Genomic DNA, 21,598 nt, shown 5'->3' with positions numbered 1-21,598 from the left:
TGTTCTATCCCAGCTGGCTGATGATCTCGCCCGCGCGGATGCGGGCAAGTGCGTCTGTCTGCAAGATGTTATCTAGCGTAATCGTGGCAGATTGCAGCCCATCATCTGATGACATTTTGTCCAACACGGCCTCGACCACCCGTGCCATGTCAAGAAATCCGATCTCGCCGTTGATAAACCCGTCAAGCGCGCGTTCTTTTGCGGCATTGAATATCGCGCCGGACAGCCCCCCGTCTTGCATGACCCGCGTGGCAATGGCCAAGGCCGGGTAACGGGCCAGATCGGGGGCCTCAAAGGTCAGCGCGCCAATGGCTGCCAGATCAAGCCGTTCGACCGGCAGCTGCGTGCGAACGGGCCAATGCAGGGCATATCCAATCGCGTGGCGCATATCGGGCGGGCCGACATGCGCCATCAGCGCGCCGTCATTGAACCCAACCATCGCGTGGATCAGGCTTTCGCGGTGGATCAACACCTCTATCATGCCAACAGGAACCTGAAAGAATTCCTTTGTTTCAATCAGTTCCATCCCCTTGTTGAACATGGACGCGCTATCAATGGTGATCCGCTGGCCCATATCCCAATTGGGATGGCTGGATGCCTCGGCCAGTGTTGCGGTGGCAAGCTTGTCCAGCGGCCAATCGCGAAAGGCCCCGCCGCTGGCGGTGATGATCACCCGCTCGACCGCCGCCATATCCTCGCCCACAAGCGCCTGAAATACAGCCGAATGCTCGCTATCAACCGGCAGGATGGTGGCGCCATACTGCCGGGCTGTGCGCATCAAAAGCGGCCCTGCCGTCACCAGTGATTCCTTATTGGCCAGTGCCAGCGTCGTCCCATGCGCAAGTGCTGTCAGGCCCGGGACAAGTCCGGCAGACCCGACAATGGCCGATAAGGCCCAGTCAACAGGGCACGTTGCCGCCGCAACCACCGCATCAGGCCCTGCCGCCACCTCGATATCCGTATCCGCCAGGAGCGCCTTGAGCTCTTCGTACCGATCCGGATAGCAGGTCACGGCCAAATCAGCCCGCAACCGGCGGGCATCATGGGCGAGTTGCTCAAGATTGTGGCCACCTGTGAGGGCGACAACGTCATAGTCATCCGGGGCTCTGGCGATCAGATCAATCGCGCTCTGCCCCACCGATCCGGTTGCGCCGAACAGGCTGATCCGCCTCAAAAGGCTACTCCGGGCACATCAAAGAACGAGGCGACCAGCAGCATGAACAATGCTGCCCCCAACAGCGCATCAAAGCGATCAAACAGACCGCCATGGCCCGGGATCAGGGTGGAGCTGTCCTTGACCCCCATCCGACGCTTTAGCGCGCTTTCCGCGATGTCGCCCATCTGCCCCGCAAAGCTGAGGATCATAGACAGCGCGATGATCCACCACCCGGCGGCGGTGAACATGGTGAACAGGAACCCCACCAGACCGGCCCCCAGCCAACCCGCGATAGTACCGCTCCAGGTTTTCTTGGGGCTGATCTTGGGCCAGAACTTTGGACCACCAAATGTCTTGCCTGCAAAATAGCCAAAGATATCCGTGACAATCACCACCGACATCAGCCAGAGCAACCAGGTAAATCCATAATCGGTCCGAAAGTGAACAAGGCCCCAGCCTGCCAGTTGGATACCCAAGGCAAAGATAAAGAATGTCTTGATCTCGGTACGCAGTTGGACCGCACCAATCACCGGCACCACAAGAAACAGCAGCATCGCCCATTGGGACCCGTCAACCAGCTGCCCCGACATCACGGATGCGGCAAGTGCGGCAAGCAACATTCCCGGCGTGGGCTCATGCGGGCGGATCATCATCCACAATTCCCAGATCATCACCGCCGAGACGAAGACCACCAGCATCTGAAACCAGACACCGCCCAGAATAACGCCAACGGCGCCCACAACCGTCATCGCGGCACTTGAGGCCATGCGGACGGTCAGATCATCCCAATTCGCTGATGAAGGCTTCGGCTCTGCCATGATCAGGCCAGAACGGCACCAAAGCGACGTTCCCGCTTTCCATAACCGGACAGGACACGCGCGAACTCTGCCTTGGTGAAATCAGGCCAGAGCGTGTCGATAAATTCATATTCCGAATAGGCCGATTGCCAGAGCAGAAAATTGGAAATGCGCGCCTCGCCACTGGTGCGGATCACAAGGTCAGGATCGGGCAGAACATGGGTATCAAGAAAGCGCGACAAGGTCTCTGCATCCACATCATTATGGGTCAGGCGGCCTGTTTCGATCTCGTAGGCCAGCCGTTTTGCGGCCCGGGTCACCTCGTCACGCCCGCCGTAGTTCAGCGCGATGGTCAGGTGCACCGTGTCATTGTCGGCAGTCAGCAGTTCGAGATTGTCCATCATGGCCACAAGCTTGTCATCAAGCCGGATGCGATCACCGATGAACCGGACGCGGACGCCATTTGCCAACAGGGCCTGTGCCTCGCGCTCGATATATTTGCGAAACAGGCTCATGAGCCCGGCAACTTCGGTCTGGGTGCGTTTCCAGTTTTCCGTCGAAAAGGCAAATATCGTCAGATATTTGACGCCAAGATCGGGACAGGCTGCGACGATCTCGCGGACCCGCCTTGCACCAGCATGGTGGCCGAACAGACGCGGACGCCCCCTTTGCTGGGCCCACCGGCCGTTACCATCCATGATAATGGCCACATGGGCTGGCCCTGTCTTTGGCGTAACATCTTTGGGCATAGGAACCCCTCCGGTGAAAATTTCGCTCAGACCTGCATGATCTCGGACTGTTTCGTCTCTAACGTGTCATCGACCAACTTGATATGCTCGTCTGTGATTTCCTGCACAGCGGCTTCCCAGAATTTCTGGTCATCCTCTGACATGCCATCGGCCTTGGCCTTCTTGATCTGGTCCATCCCGTCACGCCGCAGATTGCGGACCGAGACGCGCGCGCTTTCGGCATAGCCGCCTGCAACCTTGGTCAGCTCGCGGCGGCGCTCTTCGTTCAGTTCGGGGATGGGCAGCATGATGATGGTGCCGTTAAGTTGCGGGTTGATCCCAAGGCCGCTTTCGCGGATCGCCTTTTCAACCTTGCCCACAAGGCTTTTGTCCCACACGTTGATCGTGACCATGCGCGGTTCGGGGACGTTCACGGTGCCCACCTGATTGATCGGCGTCATGGACCCGTAGGCGTCAACCATCACCGGTTCCAGCATCGAACCCGAGGCGCGACCGGTCCGCAGTGATGCCAATTCAGTGCGCAGATTTGCGATTGCGCCAGCCATCCGGCGCGCCAGATCATCGGTATCAAGTTCAAAATCGTCTGACATCTCTTGCTCTTCCTTGACGGGCTTTGCCCGGACTTTTCATCCTATTAAGCGAATGCGCCCAACTTGTATAGCGCCAGATATGTCGGGAAAATCGGCATTTTATGTGCAGGGCATCGTGGCATGATTGCCGCCGGGCGACGCCGGACCGCCCGGCGCAAACCTGCCGGCAGCCAGATATCACACCGGCAAGCTGCGGCTATTCATGTACGATCGTATAGGTCCCCTCGCCCGCGAGTATCCCGCGCAATCCACCGGGTTCATCCAGTGAAAACACGATGATCGGCAGGTCATTGTCGCGCGCCAGCGCAATCGCCGAGGCGTCCATCACCCCAAGATGTTTCTGCAAGACCTCGTCATAGCTGACCTCGTCATAGCGGGTCGCGTCGTCATGCTTGGCCGGGTCCTTGTCATAGACGCCGTCAACCTTGGTGCCTTTGAATATCGCCTCGCATGCCATTTCGTTGGCCCGCAATGTGGCGGCTGTATCGGTGGTGAAATAGGGGTTCCCCGTCCCGGCAGCAAAGATGCAGACCCGTTTCTTTTCCAGGTGCCGGACAGCACGGCGGCGAATATAGGGTTCGGCCACCTCGTTCATTGTGATGGCCGAGATCACCCGCGTGTGGATCCCCAGCTCTTCCAGGGCTGATTGCATGGCCAGCGCGTTCATCACGGTGGCGAGCATTCCCATATAGTCGGCCGTGGTGCGTTCCATCCCCTGCGCAGACCCTTGCAGGCCCCGAAAGATGTTGCCGCCGCCGATGACCATACAAATCTCGACGCCCATATCGTGTACGGATTTCACTTCGCGGGCCACACGCTGCACGGTCGGCGGATGCAGGCCGAAGGATGTGTCGCCCATCAGCGCCTCACCCGAGATTTTCAACATTACCCTGCTATAGGTCGTCTTCTCGGTCATGGCCGCCCCCAAATTTGTCGCTCACTCCATCGTGCAAACTGTCGGAAAACGCGGGCAGGTTCAATGGCTGCTTGCCCAGTTTTCGAAGACCTGCGCAAATAGCGCGATGATTACCATATCCCCACATAAACCGGTCCTGATTGCCGGACCAACCGCGTCAGGCAAATCCGCGCTGGCCCTGCATATTGCAAAGCAGCAAGGCGGGCTGATCGTGAACGCGGACGCGTTGCAGGTTTTTGACGGATGGCGCATTCTGACCGCGCGCCCTGACGCCGCCGACATAAAGGCCGCGCCACATGCGCTTTACGGGCATGTTCCGTTCGATGCCGCATATTCGGTTGGGCATTGGCTGCGCGACGTTGCCCCGTTTCTGCAGGGAACGGCCCGGCCGATCATCGTTGGCGGGACCGGGTTGAACTTTCATGCGCTGACCAAGGGTCTGGCCGACATCCCGCCGACACCAGATGCATTAAGAACACGGGCAAATGCCCTGTCTTTAAATGACCTTTTGGCTGATATTGATGCGGAAACGCGGGATCGGCTCGACATCCAGAACCGCGTCAGGGTCCAGCGCGCATGGGAGGTGCTGAAAGCTACCGGGCAAAGCCTTGCTGATTGGCAGGACAACACGCCGCCCCCATTGCTGCCAGCCGCGGCGGCAACGCTGATCACCCTTGATGCGCCCAAAGACTGGCTGAACGCCCGCATTACCAAGCGGTTCGATATGATGCTGGCCCAGGGCGCATTGGATGAAGCCCGCGCCATGCGACGGCATTGGAACCCCGACCATCTGTCGTCAAAGGCCATCGGGGCGCCCGAGTTGATGGGGCATCTGGATGGGCGCCTTACCCTCAAAGAGGCGCGCGAGGCTGCGATCATTGCATCACGGCAATATGCGAAACGGCAGCGGACCTGGTTCCGGTCCAGGCACAAGGATTGGCACAATCTGCCGATTGCAAGCGCCGACATATCCGCAACACTCTGCTTTGTGGATGACGCAGCGGATTGATGTAAAACACCTTTTTGCCCAGACTTGTGAAAAATCAACATTGAGGCACGTTGATCCACATGATGACGATGGACAGACCGGCAACCTTTGCGTTGTCGACGATCACCTTTGCAGGACAGGCCGCCCGCTGGCGGCACGAGGCGATGCGCAGCCATGATACCCCGCGCCTGATCCATATCACCAAAGGTCAGGGCCGGATCACAATTGCCGGCCTGACCGGTGGGTACGGCCCCAACAACCTGATCTATATCCCGCCCAATACCATGTACGGGATGGAGGTCGGGCCGACCGTCTTTGCGCAAATCCTCAGGCTGCCAAATGCCGAGGACTGGCCGGATGTATCCTTTCATCTGCGCTTGCTGGACGTGGTCGGGCAAAAAGAACTGCAAAACCTGATCGAGGCCATCGAGCGTGAATTACAACCCGGCGGTGACCTGCGTGCTGCTGAATGCCATATCGGGTTGCTGAATATCTACGTCGAACGTCAGTTGCGCGCCCGGCGGACCGATCAACCGGACCCACGGCGCAATTCGGCGGCTGCCCGGCTTGTTGCGCGCTACACGACAATGATCGCGCAGGATTTTCACAGCGAAAAAGGTGTGGCCGACTACGCTGCCGCCCTTGATGTGACCCCGACGCACCTGACCCGCTGCTGCAAACAGACATGCGATCGGTCTGCACTGGGGCTGCTGAATGAACGCGTTCACTATGAGGCCTGCCAACTGCTGCGCGACACAAATACACCCGTCAAGAACATCGCCGCGCGATTGGGTTTTCAGTCCGCCGCCTATTTCACCCGCAGTTTCCAGCAAAAAGCCGGCCAGACCCCAAGCCATTTCCGCAAAACCCATATGCGACCGCAGGGTGCGTGATCGTCCTTCCAAGGTCGTTTTGGAAATCCGAAAAGTCAATTAGCCACACCGGAAAGCTCGTTTCTCGCCGTTCAATCGGGGCGGCTGCGGTTGACCTCTGCCCATAAATCGTGCGGAATGTGGGTCGGGACGGAAGGTGGTTAGAGCGTGAGGCAAGCGTCGACGGTCAAATTCCGTGTAAAAAGTTGATTCACAGGGAGACAAGAATGACGCAACCAAAGAAATCACTACATCCAGCGGCACTGATCTATGCCGCCGAAGAAAAGGCAGGAAAGCTGGACCGCCGCGAATTTCTGGCGCGCACAACCGCACTTGGGGTCACGACAGCGGCAGCATATGGGTTACTGGGACTGACAGCACCGGCCAAGGCCGCAGGCCACGCCCAGCAAGGTGGTACGCTCCGGATCCAAATGAACCTCTATGCGCTCAAAGACCCGCGGACATATGACTGGACAGAAATCGCATATGTTTCGTCGGGTTGGCTGGAATATCTGGTTCAGTACGACTCAGACGGATCGTTCAACCCTATGCTGCTTGAAAGCTGGGAAGTGAACGAAGATGCGACGCAATACACTCTGAACGTTCGCAAGGGCGTAAAGTGGAACAACGGTGACGACTTTACTGCGGAGGACGTTGCGCGAAACATTACAGGCTGGTGCGACAAGGGCTTGGAAGGCAACTCCATGGCCGGTCGATTTGCCGTATTGATTGATGCGGAAACTGGTCAGGCCATCGATGGTGCGATTGAAGTGGTCGATGCCTCGACGGTCAAGTTGAACCTGCCACGGTCAGACATCTCTCTGATAGCTGGTATGTCAGACTATCCAGCGGCGATTGTTCACAGCAGCCATGACCCTGAAAATATGCTGGCCAACCCAGTAGGAACCGGCCCATATTTGCCCGAAACGCTCGAAGTTGGTGTCCGGGCCGTTGTCGTCAGAAACGATGATCACGAATGGTGGGGCTACGCAGAAGGTAAAGGTGCCTATTTGGATCGTATCGAATTCATCGATTTCGGGACGGATCCGTCTGCTTGGGTGGCGGCAGCCGCCTCTGATGAAATAGACATGTTTTACGAAACCACCGGTGACTTCATTGATGTCATTGATGGGCTCGGCTGGGAGAAATCCGAAATCGCATCTGGTGCAACGATTGTAATCAGACCGAATCAATTGGCTGAAGTTGATGGGGTGCGACCATACGCGGACAAACGGGTGCGTCAGGCCATCCAAATGGCCGTCAGTAATGAAGTCTGCCTCGAACTTGGATACGCAAATCGCGGCGCACCTGCGCGTAACCAACATGTCGGACCCATGCATCCGGAATGGGCAGACGTACCAGGGCCGGCGTTCGATCCCAAAGGCGCAATGGATTTGCTGACCGAAGCCGACATGCAAGACTACGAATTTGATCTGATTTCCATTGATGACGACTGGTTACGCAATACCAACGACTCGGTAGCGGCGCAGATGCGCGATGCGGGCTTCAAGGTCAAGCGGACTATCATTCCTGGCTCGACCTTCTGGAACGACTGGACAAAGTATCCTTTCAGCTCGACCAACTGGAACCATCGTCCACTTGGAACGCAGATTTTGGCGCTGGCGTATCGCTCGGGCGAAGCATGGAATGAAAGTGGCTTTGAAAACGCCGAGTTTGACGCGTTGCTCGCAGATGCCAACTCTATTGCCGCAGCCGACGAGCGTCGCGAAGTAATGGCAAAGCTGCAGCAAATAATGGTCGATGAGGGCGTGACAATCCAACCCTACTGGAGATCGCTATACAGGCATGCCAAACCGGGCCTTGTTGGCTGGGATATGCACATCGCCTACCTGCCAAGACTCTATCAAATTGGTTTTGCAGCCTAATAAAGTCGGGCCGCCCTACTCAGGGCGGCCCATCTGACAACACGAGGATCGAGACATGGATGTCTCGGTTCTCGGGGCGCAGTTTGACACCAATTCCAATAGGGACCTTTATGGTACTGTTTATTTTTCGACGCCTTGGGGTGATGGTAATCACGGCAATATGTCTCACATTTGTCGTCTTTGGTCTGACCAATCTGGGACCAAATCTCGAAAAACTCGCCAAGACCCAAGGCAACGCCAGAATGACTGATGAGGCCGTCATCAGTTGGCTCGATAACCGGGGTTATTCACAGGCAGTTTATATTAAGTATGGCGAATGGCTCGGCGTACTACCGGGATACGAGATCGAGGGCACCGATGGCGAGGTCCGGCGGCGCTGCGACGATGGCAAGAATTTCTGCGGCATCCTGCAAGGCGAATGGGGATTTTCGACCGTTTTCAAGGATGATGTTTCAGGCATCCTGGCAACCCGGCTTGGGTTGACCGGCAAATTGATGTTCTGGGTCATGATGGTCATGGTGCCGGGGGCCCTGATCATCGGGGTCCTGGCCGGGATGCGCGAGGGGTCACGTACCGACCGCAGCCTGTCCACGGTGTCGATTGTTTCGACCGCCACGCCTGAATATGTCTCGGGGGTGATCCTGATCACGGCCTTGGCGACCAAGGCCTTTATCGAATGGGACACGCTGCCGTTCAAAGGCACGGCAACCGCGGCCATGGATGATGCGAATTTCGAGAACTTCTTTCTGCCTGTCATCACCATCGCCCTTTATGGCATGGGCTATATCGCTCGGATGACCCGAGCCTCGATGACCGAGGTAATGACGGCGCAATATATCCGCACCGCCCGGCTTAAGGGGGTCAGCTTTCCCAAGATCGTTATCAAACACGCCCTGCGCAACGCATTGATCGCGCCCTTTACCGTCATCATGCTGCAGTTTCCGTGGCTGTTGAATGGGGTGGTCATTGTCGAGACCTTGTTCAACTACAAGGGCTTTGGCTGGGTTCTGGTTCAGGCGGCGGGGAATAACGATATCGAGTTGCTCTTGGGGGTTTCCATCGTCTCGGTCTTTGTGGTGCTGATCACGCAGCTGATTTCTGATGTCGGCTATGTATTCCTCAACCCACGTATCCGAATTTCTTAAGGGGGAATGATCATGGAACCACTGACATGGACCGGCAGTTTCGGCGCATTCCTCAACCCCATTTTTGGGATCACGGCAGCACTTCTGGTGATCTCGGCCATCGGGCAGACGATCCTTGGATTTTTTGCACCACCCGTGTCGCTGCAATCCAACCCTGACGGAACGTTGGTGCGCCAGGGCGGGCCGCTGGGCCTGTTCGAGAGCGGGACGAAATACCTGTTTCTGATCCTGATGGCGATTGTTCTGCTTTATCTGCTGGCTGGTGTGTTCTTACCGTATGGCACTGTCGGCATTGTGGGCGGGATGGCCAAGCAGTTCACATCCGTCTGGATTGCCCTCCTCCTCACCTTCGGGGTTTCCATCGTCTACAAGCGCAAGCTGGGGCTATACGGCAAATTGTTTGACAGCACCGTCGGGATGATCGGCTTTGCACTGGTGATGTTCTGGGTGTTCACGGCGGCCTTTGTCGGGCTTTTCGACTGGATTGCGACGCATGACTACCTGTCACAGGTCTCGGGGCTGAAAAACAAGGTGCCGGGGATCCCTGTTCCCGAAGGAACCGCAGGCAAGATCCCCCACTACCTGCTGGGGGGGGACAATCTGGCCCGCGACATCTTTAGCCGGGTGGTCACAGGCTCGACCTTCGTGATTGCGATTGCGCCGCTGGCCACTGTCTTTGCCTTCATGGTGGGGATCACGCTAGGGCTGCCAGCGGGGTTCTATGGCGGAAAACTTGACACGGCCCTGTCATTTATCGCCAACCTGATCCTCGCCTTTCCGGTCATCTTGCTGTTCTACCTGCTGGTGACGCCGGAAATCGTGCAGACGGGCATTCCATCTTACATGGCCGCATTTCTGTTCATCTTCCCGCTGATCTTTTTCGGTGTGCTGCTGAATTCGCGCTACTACACGCAACCGGCCAAACGAACGATGATCCTTGTGCCGGTTCTGGGCATCCTGGGCTGGCTTTATCTGTCGATCATCAACCAAAAGGGGACCAAGATCGACTTTCTGCCCAGTTGGCTGGACCTGTTTGATATCTCCATTCTTGTGGTCTTTGTGTCGGTCGTCTTTGTCAACGCGCCGACCGTGTTCCGGATCGTGCGGGGGCTGACGCTTGACCTGCGCACGCGCGACTATGTGGCGGCCGCCCAGACCCGCGGCGAAGGGGCCTGGTACATCATGCTGTGGGAAATCCTGCCCAATGCGCGCGGTCCGCTGATCGTCGATTTCTGCCTGCGGATTGGCTACACAACCATTCTGCTGGGCACGTTGGGGTTCTTTGGCCTGGGGCTGTCATCCGAAAGCCCGGATTGGGGATCAACCATCAATGAAGGGCGCAAGCTGCTGCTGATCTATGCGCACCCTGCCCTGCCGCCCGCGATTGCGCTGCTCAGCCTTGTGTTGGGTCTGAACCTGCTGGCCGATGGCTTGCGCGAAGAAAGCCTGAAGGACTGATAAGCAGATGACAACACAACACCCCATCCTTGAGATCGACAAGCTGTCCATCTCGTTCTTCACACGGCTGCGCGAAATCCCAGCAGTGATGGATTTTTCCGCCACCGTCATGCCGGGCGAGGCGCTTGGCCTTGTGGGCGAATCCGGTTGTGGCAAATCCACCGTGGCACTTGGGGTCATGCAGGATCTGGGCGTAAACGGGCGTATCGTTGGCGGGTCGATCAAGTTCAAGGGCCGCGATCTGTGCGAAATGTCCCCCGAGGAGTTGCGCGACATTCGCGGGTCCGAGATTGCGATGATCTATCAGGAACCGATGGCCTCGCTGAACCCGGCGATGAAGATCGGCAAGCAACTGATGGAAGTGCCGATGATCCATGAAGGGATCGGCGAAAAGGAAGCCTATGCAAGGGCGCTTGAGGTTGTCACGGACGTTAAACTGCCCGACCCCGAACGCATGCTGAAAAGCTATCCGCATCAGCTGTCCGGCGGGCAGCAGCAGCGGATCGTGATTGCAATGGCCCTGATGTCAAAACCTTCGCTTTTGATCCTGGACGAACCAACCACAGCGCTTGACGTCACGGTCGAGGCGGCCGTTGTGGAACTGGTCAAGGATCTGGGCAAGAAATACGGCACCAGCATGCTGTTTATCAGCCACAATCTGGGGCTGGTGCTTGAGACATGCGACCGGATTTGCGTCATGTATTCCGGCGAGGCGGTCGAACGCGGCAGTATCGAGGACGTCTTTGACGAGATGCAGCACCCCTACACACAGGCGCTGTTCCGGTCGATCCCGCTGCCCGGCGCAGACAAGAATGCCCGACCATTGGTCACCATTCCGGGGAACTTTCCGCTGCCCCATGAGCGGCCCAATGGCTGCAATTTCGGCCCCCGCTGCGGCTATTTCGAAGCGGGCAGATGTGATGCGGGCTTTATCCCCATGGATGCTGTTCCCGGCAATGACCGGCACCAGACACGCTGCCTGCGGTTTCAGGAAATCGACTGGGCCGCCCCGCCGCAGGTGGCCGCCCAAACCGCCAAGCCCGAGCCGGGCCCTGTTGTTTTGAAAATGGACAATCTGCGTAAATATTACGAGGTTGCGGCCAATGCGCTGTTTGGTGGCGGCAACAAGAAGGTCGTGAAGGCCAACGAAACCCTGTCCTTCGAGGCCCGCGAAAGTGAAACGCTGGCGATTGTGGGCGAGTCCGGTTGCGGCAAATCCACCTTCGCCAAGGTCCTTATGGGGCTTGAAACCGCGACCGACGGACAGATCCTGCTGGACAACAAGTCTATCGGCAGCACCGAGATCGAGAAACGCGACACCAAGACAATTGCCGATATCCAGATGGTGTTTCAAAACCCCTTTGACACGCTGAACCCATCCATGACCGTGGGGCGCCAGATTATCCGCGCGCTTGAGATTTTCGGCATTGGCCAGAACGATGCAGAGCGGCGCGACCGCATGCTGGAGCTTTTGGATCTGGTCAAGCTGCCCCGCGCCTTTGCGGATCGGATGCCCCGTCAGCTGAGCGGTGGACAGAAACAACGGGTCGGGATCGCCCGCGCCTTTGCCGGTGATGCCCGCATCGTTGTCGCGGACGAGCCTGTTTCAGCGCTGGATGTCTCCGTTCAGGCGGCGGTGACTGATCTGCTGATGGAAATCCAGCGCGAGCATAAAACAACACTGCTGTTTATCAGCCACGATCTGTCGATCGTGCGCTATCTCAGCGACCGGGTCATGGTGATGTATCTGGGGCATGTGGTCGAGCTTGGCACAACTGATCAGGTCTTCGCGCCACCCTACCACCCCTATACAGAGGCCCTGCTGTCGGCGGTGCCAATTGCAGACACATCCGTCAAAAAGAAACATATCGTGCTAGAGGGCGACATCCCCTCAGCGATGAACCCGCCATCAGGCTGCCCGTTCCAGACCAGATGCAACTGGAAATCCCGCGTTGCCGGGGGTTTGTGTGAAAAAGAGGTCCCGCCCGTGCGGATGCTGGCCGAAGGCCACCAGATCAAATGCCATCTTAGCGATGCCGAACTGGCCGAAATGGAACCGGTGATCCAGATCGCGGCAGAGTAGCCTTATTCGCCCCAGATGATGCGCACGTAGTTTTGCGTTTCGCGATAAGGCGGGACGCCGTTGAAACGCTCGACAGCACCCGGCCCGGCGTTATAGGCGGCCAACGCCAGGCGCCAGGTGCCGAATTTCTCGTATTGTTGCCGCAGATACCGGGCGCCACCTTCAAGGTTTTGGGCTGCGTCCGACGGATCAACGCCCAAAAGCCTCGCGGTCTGCGGCATCAACTGCGCCAGTCCCATCGCGCCTTTGACGGACCGCGCCACCGGGTTCCAGCCGCTTTCCTGCTGCACAAGACGGAAAAACAGATCCTCTGGCACGCGGTTGCGACGGGCGGCATCTCGGGCTACGGCCAGATAGGGACCGCGATAGCTGCCGGTATAGGCAGGCGTGCTGCCCGGCGCGCCCGGCACCTCGATACGCGGCGGCTGTAATCGGACGGAATTTGAGTATTGTTGGCTGGCCCGGCCATCCAGAACGTCCAACTGGCTTTGAAACAGCGCAGATCGCGACATGGTCGATACCTGCTCTTGCGCGGGTGCGCTGGACGCACTTAGCACAACAATACCTATTCCCAAGTTTCGCAAAAACCGCATTCAGTCTGGCCCGCACCCAATTTCACTGGCTAACCTAGCCATTTTTCTGCGCGAAGCCACCCCAGCCCGCAATTCTCTGTTAACTCTGTGTGTCCAGTCTGTCACAAAAGCCCAAACAAGAATCGCGGGAGGTGCCAGTATGGCCGGATCAGTGAACAAGGTTATTCTTATCGGAAATCTCGGGGCGGACCCCGAGGTGCGAAATTTCCAGAATGGCGGGAAAGTATGCAACCTGCGGATCGCCACGTCAGAGACATGGAAAGACCGAAACACGGGTGAACGGCGCGAAAAGACGGAATGGCATTCCGTTGCGATCTTTCAGGAAGGTCTGGTGCGCGTTGCAGAACAATATCTGCGCAAAGGATCCAAGGTCTATATCGAGGGCAAGTTGCAGACCCGCAAATGGCAGGATCAATCCGGTCAGGATCGCTATTCAACCGAGGTTGTGTTGCAAGGGATCGGTGGCAACCTGACGATGCTGGACGGCCGCAATGATGGCGGCGGCGGTGGCGGCGGCAACTATGGTGGTGACAGCGGCGGGTATTCCGGCGGTGGCGGCGGCTATGGTGGCAGTTCGGGCGGCAGCGCGCCCCAAGGCGGCGGCGGTGGCGGCGGCGACATGGATGACGAAATTCCGTTTTGATTAGATCAGGACCCGCCCATCCGGCGGGTCTTATCCTTTCTGGGCCAGCGCATCCTGCAAGACGCCCAGGACGGCGTCCACTGGCACATCGCCGGTGATGAACGCCTCACCAATCCCCCGCGCAAGGATAAAGCGCAGTTGCCCGGCCAATACCTTCTTGTCCTGCCCCATCAGCGCAAGCAGCCCCTGGGCATCCGGTAAATCCCCGGGGATGTCCGCGATGTCGACTTTCATACCCATATCGCGCAGATGCGCACGCACACGGCTTGGGTCTTCCTGACTGCACAGGCCCAGACGCGACGACAATTCAAACGCAAGCGCGCAGCCAATGGCGACCCCTTCACCGTGTAGCAGCCGGTCGGAATAACCTGTCGCCGCCTCCAGTGCATGGCAGAAAGTGTGTCCAAGGTTCAACAACGCCCGGTCGCCCTGCTCGGTCTCGTCACGCTGCACGATATCGGCTTTCATCTGGCAGGACCGGGTCACTGCGCGCACCCGCGCATCCATGTCGCCAGCAGCCATCTGCGGGGCGTGATCCTCAAGCCATTCAAAGAATGCCGCATCCCCCAGCAGCCCGTATTTGACGACCTCGCCATAGCCAGCAAGGAAATCCCGCTCTGTCAGCGTGCCCAAAAGGGCGGTATCGGCAAGCACAAGGCTGGGCTGGTGAAACGCACCGATCAGGTTTTTGCCGTGGGGCGAATTGATCCCGGTCTTACCCCCGACAGAGCTATCGACCTGCGCCAGCAGCGATGTCGGAATTTGCACGAACCGCACGCCACGCCGCAGGATCGCCGCGGCAAATCCGGCCAGATCACCGATGACACCACCGCCAAAGGCCACGACCATATCACCGCGTTCAACCTTTTGACCCAAAAGCCATTCGACGGTCCGTTCCAGTTCGGTCCAGCATTTTGTGGCCTCGCCCGGCGGCAAAGCCAACGCCTCAGACGTCAACCCCGCCTGCGCAAGTGCAGTGGTAAGCCGGGTCAGATGCAGGTCCGCGACATTGGTGTCCGTGACGATGCAGACATGCCGGCGCCCACCAAAGGGTTTGATGAAATCACCAGCATTATCAATAATATCCGGTCCGATATGAATGTCGTATTCGCGCCCAGGCAGATCAACCCGCACGGTTTCGGTTGTCATAACGCACGCTCCTGAACAATGCGGGCCTCGGTCAATACGCCAAGCGCTGTTTCTGTGGTTTGTTCGATGGATGCATCAGGGTCAATGGCCAACCTGATCCCGGCTTTTGCATAGACCGGGCGGCGATCATGATAGAGGTCGGTGAGCGTTTTCTTGGGGTCCGGGGTCCGTAAAAGTGGGCGGGTATCCTTGTGCCTGACCCGTTCCCACAATGTCTCCAATGTGGCATCCAGCCAAAGTGCGATGCCATCGGCGGCAATAATGCCGCGGTTCTCGGCGGTCATGAACGCGCCCCCACCGGTTGATACAATGCTGACCGGGCCTGTGACCAACCGGCGCAATACCTCTGTCTCGCGTCTGCGAAAGAACGGCTCACCATCGCGCGAGAATATTTCGGCGATGGTCAGGGCCGCCGCCTCTTCAATCGCGGTGTCGCTGTCCTGAAAGGGTACATCAAGCCGAGCCGCCAACGACCGCCCGATTGCCGTCTTACCAGACCCCATCATCCCCACCAGAACCACCGTCTTGGTCAGCGCAAAGTCAGGGGTGTCGGGCATTCACAGGTCCTTGGCGGCGGCGGCATATGACGCCAATTTGAAAAATTAATGAATGAATGCCGTGATCTTGCACGAAAGACCATATATAAATGCGATCATACATGGCACCAGACCATGGCGAGAGGCAGAAAAAAGGCATAAGGGGCAGCGCATGTGGCGTCTGATAAAGATATTGTCATTCCTGATCGTATTGGCGGGTGTCGGCCTTGTGGCATATGCCTATATCGGTCCGGTCTTCTTTCCGGCAGATTTTGCCGCGCCGACCCAAGAGGTATCAAATCCTGTTACGCTGGAAACAAACTAGCCTTCTGACAGGCCTGTTATGCAGTCTTGCCGCCAATGCCGGTGCGCAGGATGACGCACCCCTGTCCGCCATCGACTGGCTATCGCAGAGCGTGGAACCCGCCGCCATCGCCGAACCACCTGTCAGCGATGGTGTGCAAACGCCGCAGATCACTGTCACCCCGCTTGATCGGGCCTCCAAGGACCCGATCGGTCTGCTGCCCGGTACCGTCACCGGCCTGCCCCGCACCATGTGGTCGGCCAGCCCAGAGGATATATTGGTCACCCTGGTGCGTGCCGAACGGGTCGACACCCTGCCGGCTATTCAGGATTTCATGAAAGTCCTGATGCTGGCCGAGGCTGATCCGCCCCTGGGTGCGGGCCCCGAGGGCGCATTGTTCCTGGCCCGGGTGGATAAACTGCTTGATCTGGCAGCCCTTGATCAGGCCAAGGCCCTGATCGAAGAGGCCACCCCCGACACCCCCGCCCTGTTCCGGCGCTGGTTCGATGTGGCCCTGCTGACCGGCAGTGAGGATGACGCCTGCGACGTTATCAAGAACACCCCATCCATTGCGCCCACCTACCCTGCCCGCATCTTCTGTCTGGCCCGCAACGGGGATTGGAGCGCCGCCGCACTGACACTGAACACCCACCGCGTTCTGGGCGACATCAACCCCCAGGAAGAGGCATTGCTGTCGCGTTTCCTCGACCCCGAGCTGTACGAGGACGAACCGCCGCTTGATCCGCCTGACCGTGTCAGCCCGCTGACCTTCCGGATGCATGACGCGATTGGTGAGCCGCTGATCACAAGCACATTGCCGGTGGCCTTTGCGCATGCCGATCTGCGCACAACCACCGCCTGGAAGTCACAGCTTGAAGCGGTCGAAAAGCTTGCCCGCTTTGATGCGATTTCGCAGAATGTCCTGCAGGATGTCTACACGGCCCGAACCCCCGCTGCATCGGGTGGTATCTGGGACCGTGCGGAGGTGTTTCAGACATTCGACGCCGCTGTCGCGACGGGCGATCTGGCGGCCATTGCGCAAAGCCTGCCGCCCGCCTGGGATGCAATGCGCCGGGCGCGGGCCGAAGTCCCCTTTGCCAAGCTCTATGGTGAGCCGATCTATGATCTGGGGCTTGCCGGGCAAGCCGGCGAAATCGCCGCTTTGGTGGGCTTTTTGTCCGCAAATTACGAGGATGTCGCCTTGTCCGCAGGGGCTGCGCGCGCCAATCCGTTTCTTGCGGCGATTGCACGCGGTGTGCCGCAAGAGGTTGCGGTCAGCACGCCCAAGGAACTGGCCATCCAGTCCGCATTCAACGGCGCGCCTGTCCCGCCAGTGCTGCAGACGCTTGTCGACGAGGGCCGATTGGGCGAAGCCTTGTTGCGGGCCATTGCAATGTTCAATGCAGGCTTTGCCGGTGACAGCGGGGCGATTACCGATGCGCTTGCACTGTTCCGGTCCGTCGGTCTGGAAGACCTCGCCCGCCGCGCGTCGCTGCAGCTGATGATCCTGGAGCGGCCGACGTGACCGCAGCCGATATGTCCATGGCCCGCTGGGTGCAGACATTTCTGGAAGCCCAGGCCGCAGAGCTGGACGCCGCAACCAACACACAGCTGGCCTATGCGCGCGACCTGCAGGATTTCGCAGGCTGGCTGGCCGACAAGGGCCAACATTATGCAACAGCGACCCAGGACCAGGTCGAGGGCTACCTGATTGATTGCGAGGCCGCCGGCCTTGCCAAATCGACCCGGGCCCGCCGTCTGTCGGCGATCAAACAGCTTTACCGGTTTGCGTTTGAAGAAGGTTGGCGCACAGACAACCCCGCGATCCAGATCCAGGGGCCGGGCCGGACGCAAAAACTTCCCAAAACGCTGGATATCGCCGAAGTTGACCGGCTGCTGGATGCCGCGCGCAACAGCAAGCGCGATGCGTTGCGCAATACCTGCCTGATGGAACTGCTTTATGCCACAGGCATGCGCGTGACCGAATTGGTCAGCCTGCCGGTTGCGGCTGCGCGCGGTGATCCAAGGATGCTGCTGGTGCGCGGCAAAGGCGGCAAGGAACGGCTTGTGCCGCTGTCACCACCCGCCCGCACCGCCCTCGCTGCATATCTTGTGCAACGTGACGCCAACGAAGACATCGCCAAGAAAGATGGCAAGCCATCATCACCTTTCCTTTTTCCGTCTCGGGGCAAGCTGGGTCACCTGACACGGCACCGGTTTTTCGGATTGATCAAGGAATTTGCCGTCGCGGGCGGGGTTTCGCCTGCCAAGGTCACACCCCACACCCTGCGGCACGCCTTTGCCACGCATCTGCTGGCGGGGGGGGCTGATCTGCGATCAATCCAGACCATGCTGGGACATACAGACGTGGCCACGACCGAGATCTACACTCATGTTTTGGATGAGCGGCTGAAAGAACTGGTTCTGAACCATCATCCACTTGCAAAGACCGGCAAGACTTGAAGCCGGTCAGCACAAGCCCCATAACAGCAGCGACTTTGGAAGAAAGCCTCTGATGGAACCCACGATATCTGACGCGGCCTTTTGGATCACGGCCGGCGCCATTTTTGTCCTATTGATCCTGTCGGGGTTTTTCTCTGGCTCGGAAACGGCGCTGACGGCGGCGTCACGGGGAAAGCTGCGCACCGCTGCCGACAAAGGCAACAAAGGCGCAGAGCGCGCGCTGAAAATCACCGAGGATAACGAGCGGCTGATTGGCTCTGTCCTGCTGGGCAACAATGTCGTCAATATTCTGGCCACATCGTTGGCCACGGCCGTTCTCACCCAGCTTTTCGGGCAGAACGGGGTCGCGGCAGCGACGCTGATCATGACACTGCTTGTGCTGATCTTTGCAGAGGTGCTGCCAAAAACCTTTGCCATCACATATCCCGAATCGGTGGCGGCCCGTGTTGCGGCACCAATTGGGGCGGTTGTGCTGATATTCTCGCCCGTGGTGACGGCTGTCCGCTATCTGGTACGCGGCGTGCTGTTTCTGTTTGGGGTCCGGACCGATCCGGACAGCCATATCCTTGCCGTGCGCGAGGAAATCGCCGGCGCACTGTCGCTTGGCCATTCCGAAGGTATCGTGGAAAAAGAAGACCGGGATCGGATTCTGGGCGCGCTTGACCTGAATGACCGCACCGTCGAAGAGGTGATGCTGCACAGGTCCGGCATCGAAATGGTTGATGCCGCATTGCCGCCAGAAGAGATTCTGGAAAAAATCCTGACCAGCCAATACACCCGCCTGCCCTTGTTCAAGGGCGAGCAGGAAAACATCGTGGGCGTCATCCATGCCAAGGACCTGCTGCGCGCGATGCAAAAACTGATGTCCGGCGGCCAGACTAAGGGCCTGAAGGAATTTGACGTCATGCGGGTCGCGATGGAGCCTTATTTCATCCCCGAGACAACGACCCTTGGCGAACAGATGCGCAATTTTCTGAAGCGCAAGACGCATTTTGCCTTGGTGGTTGATGAATATGGCGGGCTTGAGGGTTTGATCACTCTCGAAGACATCCTTGAAGAAATTGTCGGCGAAATCGCCGATGAATTCGACGAGCATGAGGAAGGCCAGATCGAGCCCACATCAGATGGCGCCTATATCGTTGATGGCGGCATGACGATCCGGGACCTCAACCGTGCGCATGACTGGAACCTGCCCGACGAGGAGGCAAACACCGTCGCTGGCCTTGTTATTCACGAGGCACAATTGATCCCGGTCGCAGGTCAGGTGTTTTCTTTCCATGGCTTCCGCTTCGAGGTGCTTGAAAAGGCGCAAAATCGGATCGCAACCCTGAAAATCAGGAAGCTTTGACCGCTCCCAAAAGGGCCGCAAGGCTTGTCCGGAATGTATGGACATCGCCGCCAACGCCCAGAAAGGTTACCCCAAGCGCCTCGTAACGCGGCACATCAGCGGGATCGAATGTGACGATCCCCGCGATCTTGCCTGCGTCAACGATACGCGCGATGGCGTCTTCGATCGTCTTGACGACATCCGGATGATCAGGCTGGCCGGGATAACCCATATCCGCGGACAGATCCGCAGGCCCGATGAAAACACCATCCACCCCGTCCGTTCGGGCGATGGCATCAAGGTTTTGGATGGCCGCCGCACTTTCGGCCTGCACCATCAGGCACATCTGTGCGTTGGCCGTATGCACATAATCAGTCACCGCGCCGTACCCCGTCGCACGGGCCAATGCGCCCCCCATGCCACGCCCCCCATCGGGTGGGTAGCGCATAGCGTGGGCCAAACGCGCCGCTTCTTCTGCAGTGTCGACCATGGGGACAAGAACCGTCTGCGCGCCCAAATCAAGAACCTGCTTGATCATCCAGACATCCGCATTGGGAATGCGCACCACGGCCTGGGTTCCTGTGGCTGTCAGCGCGCGCAGTTGCGGCCCAAGCTCTGTCAGCGCGTTGGGTCCATGTTCGCCATCAATCAGACACCAGTCAAACCCGATGCCCCCGGCGATTTCAGCGGCCACAGCCGTGCCTGTGTTCAGCCAGATGCCATGCTGCACCTGACCTGCGACCAACGCCGCCTTGAGTTTATTTTGCGGCGTTTCCATCAGCTGCCCTCCACCCGTGTCGCTGGATCAGACCCGATCACAGCAAGGGCACAACCGCAAGACCCCGCAGATCAGCGATAATAGAGCGACCTACCCTCGTGGAACACCTGCACCTTGGCCGGATCCGCGTTCAGGCGCACAACTTTCTTGCGCAAATCCTTGTGAATGCCTGGCAGCTTCCCGATGACAGGATCGTTCCCGCCCACAGCCTCGAAATAGAGCAAGGTGACCTCGCCCAGGGCTTCGGTGATGTTCACGGTCCCTTCGTAAAGATACTCACCCGTGGTTTCGATCAGGTCCTCGGGGCGGACGCCAACGTTCACTTTCAGGCCCATATCCGCACCGGTGGTCGGCACCGCCGATACGGCCGTCCCGCCGCCATCCATCTTGATGGTCGTTTGGGCGCCCGTGCCAATAATCTCACCCGGCAGGATATTCATCGCGGGCGAGCCGATAAATTGCGCCACAAATTCGTTTTCGGGACGCTCGTAAAGCTCTAGCGGGCTGCCGACCTGCGCAATCCCCTTATTGGCCAGAACCACGATCCGGCTGGCCAGTGTCATGGCCTCGACCTGGTCATGGGTGACGTAGATCATGGTGCTGTCGGGCATCAATTCCTTAAGCTGGGCAATCTCGATCCGGGTCGCCACGCGCAAGGCGGCATCAAGGTTCGAGAGCGGTTCATCAAACAGGTAGACCTTGGGGTCGCGCACGATGGACCGGCCGATTGCAACACGCTGGCGCTGCCCGCCGGACAGGGCCTTGGGCAGGCGATCAAGGTATTCATCCAATTGCAGGATCTTGGCGGCGCGATTGACGGCCTCGTCAATCTCGGCAGGGGTTTTCTTGGCCAGTTTCAGGGCAAAGGACATGTTATCGCGCACCGTCATATGCGGATAAAGCGCGTAGGACTGGAACACCATCGCAATCCCGCGCTGTGCCGGTGGGACGTCATTCACCACGGTGCCGTCAATTTCGAGGGTGCCGCCCGTGATTTTCTCTAGCCCCGCAATCATCCGCAGCAACGTGGATTTACCGCATCCAGAGGGGCCCACAAAGACAATCAGCTCGCCCTTTTTGATATCCAGATTGATGTCCCTGAGAACATCCACCGTGCCCCCATATATCTTGGCGACATCTGTCAGTTTCAGATCAGCCATGTCTC

General features: G+C 58.5%; 21 protein-coding genes. 11 read left to right on the top strand and 10 right to left on the bottom strand.

The features are described from left to right. Nucleotides 1-4: 4 nt before the first annotated feature. The 5 genes from dxr to pyrH all read right to left on the bottom strand — a co-directional run bounded on the left by dxr (nt 5) and on the right by pyrH (nt 4,208). Nucleotides 5-1,174, bottom strand: coding sequence for a 1-deoxy-D-xylulose-5-phosphate reductoisomerase (dxr, locus tag AABB31_RS03425; RefSeq protein WP_373635427.1), 1,170 nt, complete (start codon nt 1,172-1,174; stop codon nt 5-7). Continuing rightward, nucleotides 1,171-1,974, bottom strand: coding sequence for a phosphatidate cytidylyltransferase (locus tag AABB31_RS03420; protein WP_342075837.1), 804 nt, complete (start codon nt 1,972-1,974; stop codon nt 1,171-1,173). The genes dxr and AABB31_RS03420 overlap by 4 nt, the downstream gene beginning before the upstream one ends. Nucleotides 1,975-1,976: 2 nt before the next feature. Continuing rightward, nucleotides 1,977-2,702: an isoprenyl transferase gene (locus tag AABB31_RS03415; RefSeq protein ID WP_342075838.1), complete on the bottom strand. Its 726-nt coding sequence runs from the start codon at nt 2,700-2,702 to the stop codon at nt 1,977-1,979. A gap of 26 nt (nt 2,703-2,728) precedes the next feature. Next, nucleotides 2,729-3,292, bottom strand: a complete 564-nt coding sequence (frr, locus tag AABB31_RS03410; RefSeq protein WP_342075839.1) for a ribosome recycling factor — start codon at nt 3,290-3,292, stop codon at nt 2,729-2,731. A gap of 196 nt (nt 3,293-3,488) precedes the next feature. Next, nucleotides 3,489-4,208 (bottom strand): UMP kinase, encoded by a 720-nt coding sequence (pyrH, locus tag AABB31_RS03405; RefSeq protein ID WP_342075840.1) that lies wholly within the window; start codon nt 4,206-4,208, stop codon nt 3,489-3,491. 106 nt (nt 4,209-4,314) lie between these two features. On the opposite strand from pyrH, the gene miaA reads away from it, so the two are divergent. The 6 genes from miaA to AABB31_RS03375 all read left to right on the top strand — a co-directional run bounded on the left by miaA (nt 4,315) and on the right by AABB31_RS03375 (nt 12,640). After that, on the top strand, nt 4,315-5,217 hold the full coding sequence (gene miaA / locus AABB31_RS03400) for a tRNA (adenosine(37)-N6)-dimethylallyltransferase MiaA (protein WP_342078899.1): 903 nt from the start codon (nt 4,315-4,317) through the stop codon (nt 5,215-5,217). Nucleotides 5,218-5,276: 59 nt separating this feature from the next. Continuing rightward, nucleotides 5,277-6,089, top strand: a complete 813-nt coding sequence (locus AABB31_RS03395) for an AraC family transcriptional regulator (RefSeq protein WP_342075841.1) — start codon at nt 5,277-5,279, stop codon at nt 6,087-6,089. Nucleotides 6,090-6,295: 206 nt separating this feature from the next. Further along, on the top strand, nt 6,296-7,954 hold the full coding sequence (locus tag AABB31_RS03390) for an ABC transporter substrate-binding protein (RefSeq protein ID WP_342075842.1): 1,659 nt from the start codon (nt 6,296-6,298) through the stop codon (nt 7,952-7,954). Between the two features lie 110 nt (nt 7,955-8,064). After that, nucleotides 8,065-9,099, top strand: a complete 1,035-nt coding sequence (locus tag AABB31_RS03385; protein ID WP_342075843.1) for an ABC transporter permease — start codon at nt 8,065-8,067, stop codon at nt 9,097-9,099. A gap of 12 nt (nt 9,100-9,111) precedes the next feature. Further along, nucleotides 9,112-10,557: an ABC transporter permease gene (locus tag AABB31_RS03380; RefSeq protein ID WP_373635426.1), complete on the top strand. Its 1,446-nt coding sequence runs from the start codon at nt 9,112-9,114 to the stop codon at nt 10,555-10,557. Between the two features lie 7 nt (nt 10,558-10,564). Further along, nucleotides 10,565-12,640 carry a dipeptide ABC transporter ATP-binding protein gene (locus AABB31_RS03375; protein ID WP_373635425.1) on the top strand — a complete coding sequence of 692 codons (2,076 nt, stop codon included), beginning with the start codon at nt 10,565-10,567 and terminating at the stop codon, nt 12,638-12,640. A 2-nt stretch (nt 12,641-12,642) separates the two neighbouring features. On the opposite strand, the gene AABB31_RS03370 is transcribed toward AABB31_RS03375, so the two are convergent. Then, the gene (locus AABB31_RS03370) at nt 12,643-13,233 is read right to left on the bottom strand and encodes a lytic transglycosylase domain-containing protein (RefSeq protein WP_342075844.1); all 591 of its coding nucleotides are present in this window, start codon (nt 13,231-13,233) and stop codon (nt 12,643-12,645) included. A 139-nt stretch (nt 13,234-13,372) separates the two neighbouring features. Here AABB31_RS03370 and AABB31_RS03365 point away from each other — a divergent pair, with 139 nt between their 5' ends. Next, nucleotides 13,373-13,876 carry a single-stranded DNA-binding protein gene (locus tag AABB31_RS03365; RefSeq protein ID WP_342075845.1) on the top strand — a complete coding sequence of 168 codons (504 nt, stop codon included), beginning with the start codon at nt 13,373-13,375 and terminating at the stop codon, nt 13,874-13,876. Nucleotides 13,877-13,906: 30 nt separating this feature from the next. On the opposite strand, the gene aroB is transcribed toward AABB31_RS03365, so the two are convergent. Together aroB and AABB31_RS03355 are read right to left on the bottom strand one after the other, a co-directional pair. Beyond that, nucleotides 13,907-15,025, bottom strand: coding sequence for a 3-dehydroquinate synthase (gene aroB, locus AABB31_RS03360; protein WP_373635424.1), 1,119 nt, complete (start codon nt 15,023-15,025; stop codon nt 13,907-13,909). After that, a complete protein-coding gene (locus tag AABB31_RS03355; RefSeq protein WP_373635423.1) occupies nt 15,022-15,582 on the bottom strand; it encodes a shikimate kinase in 561 nt (186 codons plus the stop codon). The genes aroB and AABB31_RS03355 overlap by 4 nt, the downstream gene beginning before the upstream one ends. 151 nt (nt 15,583-15,733) lie before the next feature. On the opposite strand from AABB31_RS03355, the gene AABB31_RS03350 reads away from it, so the two are divergent. The 4 genes from AABB31_RS03350 to AABB31_RS03335 all read left to right on the top strand — a co-directional run bounded on the left by AABB31_RS03350 (nt 15,734) and on the right by AABB31_RS03335 (nt 19,676). Further along, nucleotides 15,734-15,886 (top strand): hypothetical protein, encoded by a 153-nt coding sequence (locus AABB31_RS03350; RefSeq protein WP_342075848.1) that lies wholly within the window; start codon nt 15,734-15,736, stop codon nt 15,884-15,886. 91 nt (nt 15,887-15,977) lie between these two features. Beyond that, complete coding sequence (locus AABB31_RS03345; RefSeq protein WP_373635422.1) at nt 15,978-17,390, top strand: hypothetical protein; 1,413 nt, start codon at nt 15,978-15,980, stop codon at nt 17,388-17,390. Between the two features lie 17 nt (nt 17,391-17,407). Beyond that, nucleotides 17,408-18,328, top strand: coding sequence for a site-specific tyrosine recombinase XerD (locus AABB31_RS03340; RefSeq protein WP_373635830.1), 921 nt, complete (start codon nt 17,408-17,410; stop codon nt 18,326-18,328). A gap of 52 nt (nt 18,329-18,380) precedes the next feature. Beyond that, entirely contained in the window at nt 18,381-19,676 is a 1,296-nt protein-coding gene (locus tag AABB31_RS03335) for an HlyC/CorC family transporter (RefSeq protein WP_342075851.1), read from the top strand. On the opposite strand, the gene AABB31_RS03330 is transcribed toward AABB31_RS03335, so the two are convergent. Together AABB31_RS03330 and AABB31_RS03325 are read right to left on the bottom strand one after the other, a co-directional pair. Then, nucleotides 19,663-20,433, bottom strand: a complete 771-nt coding sequence (locus tag AABB31_RS03330) for an HpcH/HpaI aldolase/citrate lyase family protein (RefSeq protein WP_342075852.1) — start codon at nt 20,431-20,433, stop codon at nt 19,663-19,665. The two genes, AABB31_RS03335 and AABB31_RS03330, sit on opposite strands and share 14 nt — an antisense overlap. Nucleotides 20,434-20,504: 71 nt before the next feature. Beyond that, a complete protein-coding gene (locus tag AABB31_RS03325) occupies nt 20,505-21,593 on the bottom strand; it encodes an ABC transporter ATP-binding protein (RefSeq protein ID WP_373635421.1) in 1,089 nt (362 codons plus the stop codon). Nucleotides 21,594-21,598: the final 5 nt, after the last annotated feature.

The organism is Yoonia sp. SS1-5 (assembly GCF_038443705.2).
Classification (GTDB): Bacteria; Pseudomonadota; Alphaproteobacteria; order Rhodobacterales; family Rhodobacteraceae; genus Yoonia; species Yoonia rhodophyticola.
The sequence above is the reverse complement of the archived record's forward strand: the minus strand, read 5'-3'. Positions and strand labels throughout refer to the sequence as shown.

What these genes read in the sequence shown, in the direction of transcription:
- AABB31_RS03335 (WP_342075851.1), top strand. Translation starts at nt 18,381, where the DNA reads ATGGAACCCACGATATCTGACGCGGCCTTTTGGATCACGGCCGGCGCC.
- AABB31_RS03385 (WP_342075843.1), top strand. Translation starts at nt 8,065, where the DNA reads ATGGTACTGTTTATTTTTCGACGCCTTGGGGTGATGGTAATCACGGCA.
- AABB31_RS03370 (WP_342075844.1), bottom strand. Translation starts at nt 13,233, where the DNA reads ATGCGGTTTTTGCGAAACTTGGGAATAGGTATTGTTGTGCTAAGTGCG.
- AABB31_RS03395 (WP_342075841.1), top strand. Translation starts at nt 5,277, where the DNA reads ATGATGACGATGGACAGACCGGCAACCTTTGCGTTGTCGACGATCACC.
- AABB31_RS03380 (WP_373635426.1), top strand. Translation starts at nt 9,112, where the DNA reads ATGGAACCACTGACATGGACCGGCAGTTTCGGCGCATTCCTCAACCCC.
- frr (WP_342075839.1), bottom strand. Translation starts at nt 3,292, where the DNA reads ATGTCAGACGATTTTGAACTTGATACCGATGATCTGGCGCGCCGGATG.
- miaA (WP_342078899.1), top strand. Translation starts at nt 4,315, where the DNA reads ATGATTACCATATCCCCACATAAACCGGTCCTGATTGCCGGACCAACC.
- AABB31_RS03355 (WP_373635423.1), bottom strand. Translation starts at nt 15,582, where the DNA reads ATGCCCGACACCCCTGACTTTGCGCTGACCAAGACGGTGGTTCTGGTG.
- AABB31_RS03340 (WP_373635830.1), top strand. Translation starts at nt 17,408, where the DNA reads ATGGCCCGCTGGGTGCAGACATTTCTGGAAGCCCAGGCCGCAGAGCTG.
- aroB (WP_373635424.1), bottom strand. Translation starts at nt 15,025, where the DNA reads ATGACAACCGAAACCGTGCGGGTTGATCTGCCTGGGCGCGAATACGAC.
- AABB31_RS03375 (WP_373635425.1), top strand. Translation starts at nt 10,565, where the DNA reads ATGACAACACAACACCCCATCCTTGAGATCGACAAGCTGTCCATCTCG.
- AABB31_RS03350 (WP_342075848.1), top strand. Translation starts at nt 15,734, where the DNA reads ATGTGGCGTCTGATAAAGATATTGTCATTCCTGATCGTATTGGCGGGT.
- AABB31_RS03420 (WP_342075837.1), bottom strand. Translation starts at nt 1,974, where the DNA reads ATGGCAGAGCCGAAGCCTTCATCAGCGAATTGGGATGATCTGACCGTC.
- AABB31_RS03415 (WP_342075838.1), bottom strand. Translation starts at nt 2,702, where the DNA reads ATGCCCAAAGATGTTACGCCAAAGACAGGGCCAGCCCATGTGGCCATT.
- AABB31_RS03365 (WP_342075845.1), top strand. Translation starts at nt 13,373, where the DNA reads ATGGCCGGATCAGTGAACAAGGTTATTCTTATCGGAAATCTCGGGGCG.
- pyrH (WP_342075840.1), bottom strand. Translation starts at nt 4,208, where the DNA reads ATGACCGAGAAGACGACCTATAGCAGGGTAATGTTGAAAATCTCGGGT.
- AABB31_RS03390 (WP_342075842.1), top strand. Translation starts at nt 6,296, where the DNA reads ATGACGCAACCAAAGAAATCACTACATCCAGCGGCACTGATCTATGCC.
- AABB31_RS03330 (WP_342075852.1), bottom strand. Translation starts at nt 20,433, where the DNA reads ATGGAAACGCCGCAAAATAAACTCAAGGCGGCGTTGGTCGCAGGTCAG.
- AABB31_RS03325 (WP_373635421.1), bottom strand. Translation starts at nt 21,593, where the DNA reads ATGGCTGATCTGAAACTGACAGATGTCGCCAAGATATATGGGGGCACG.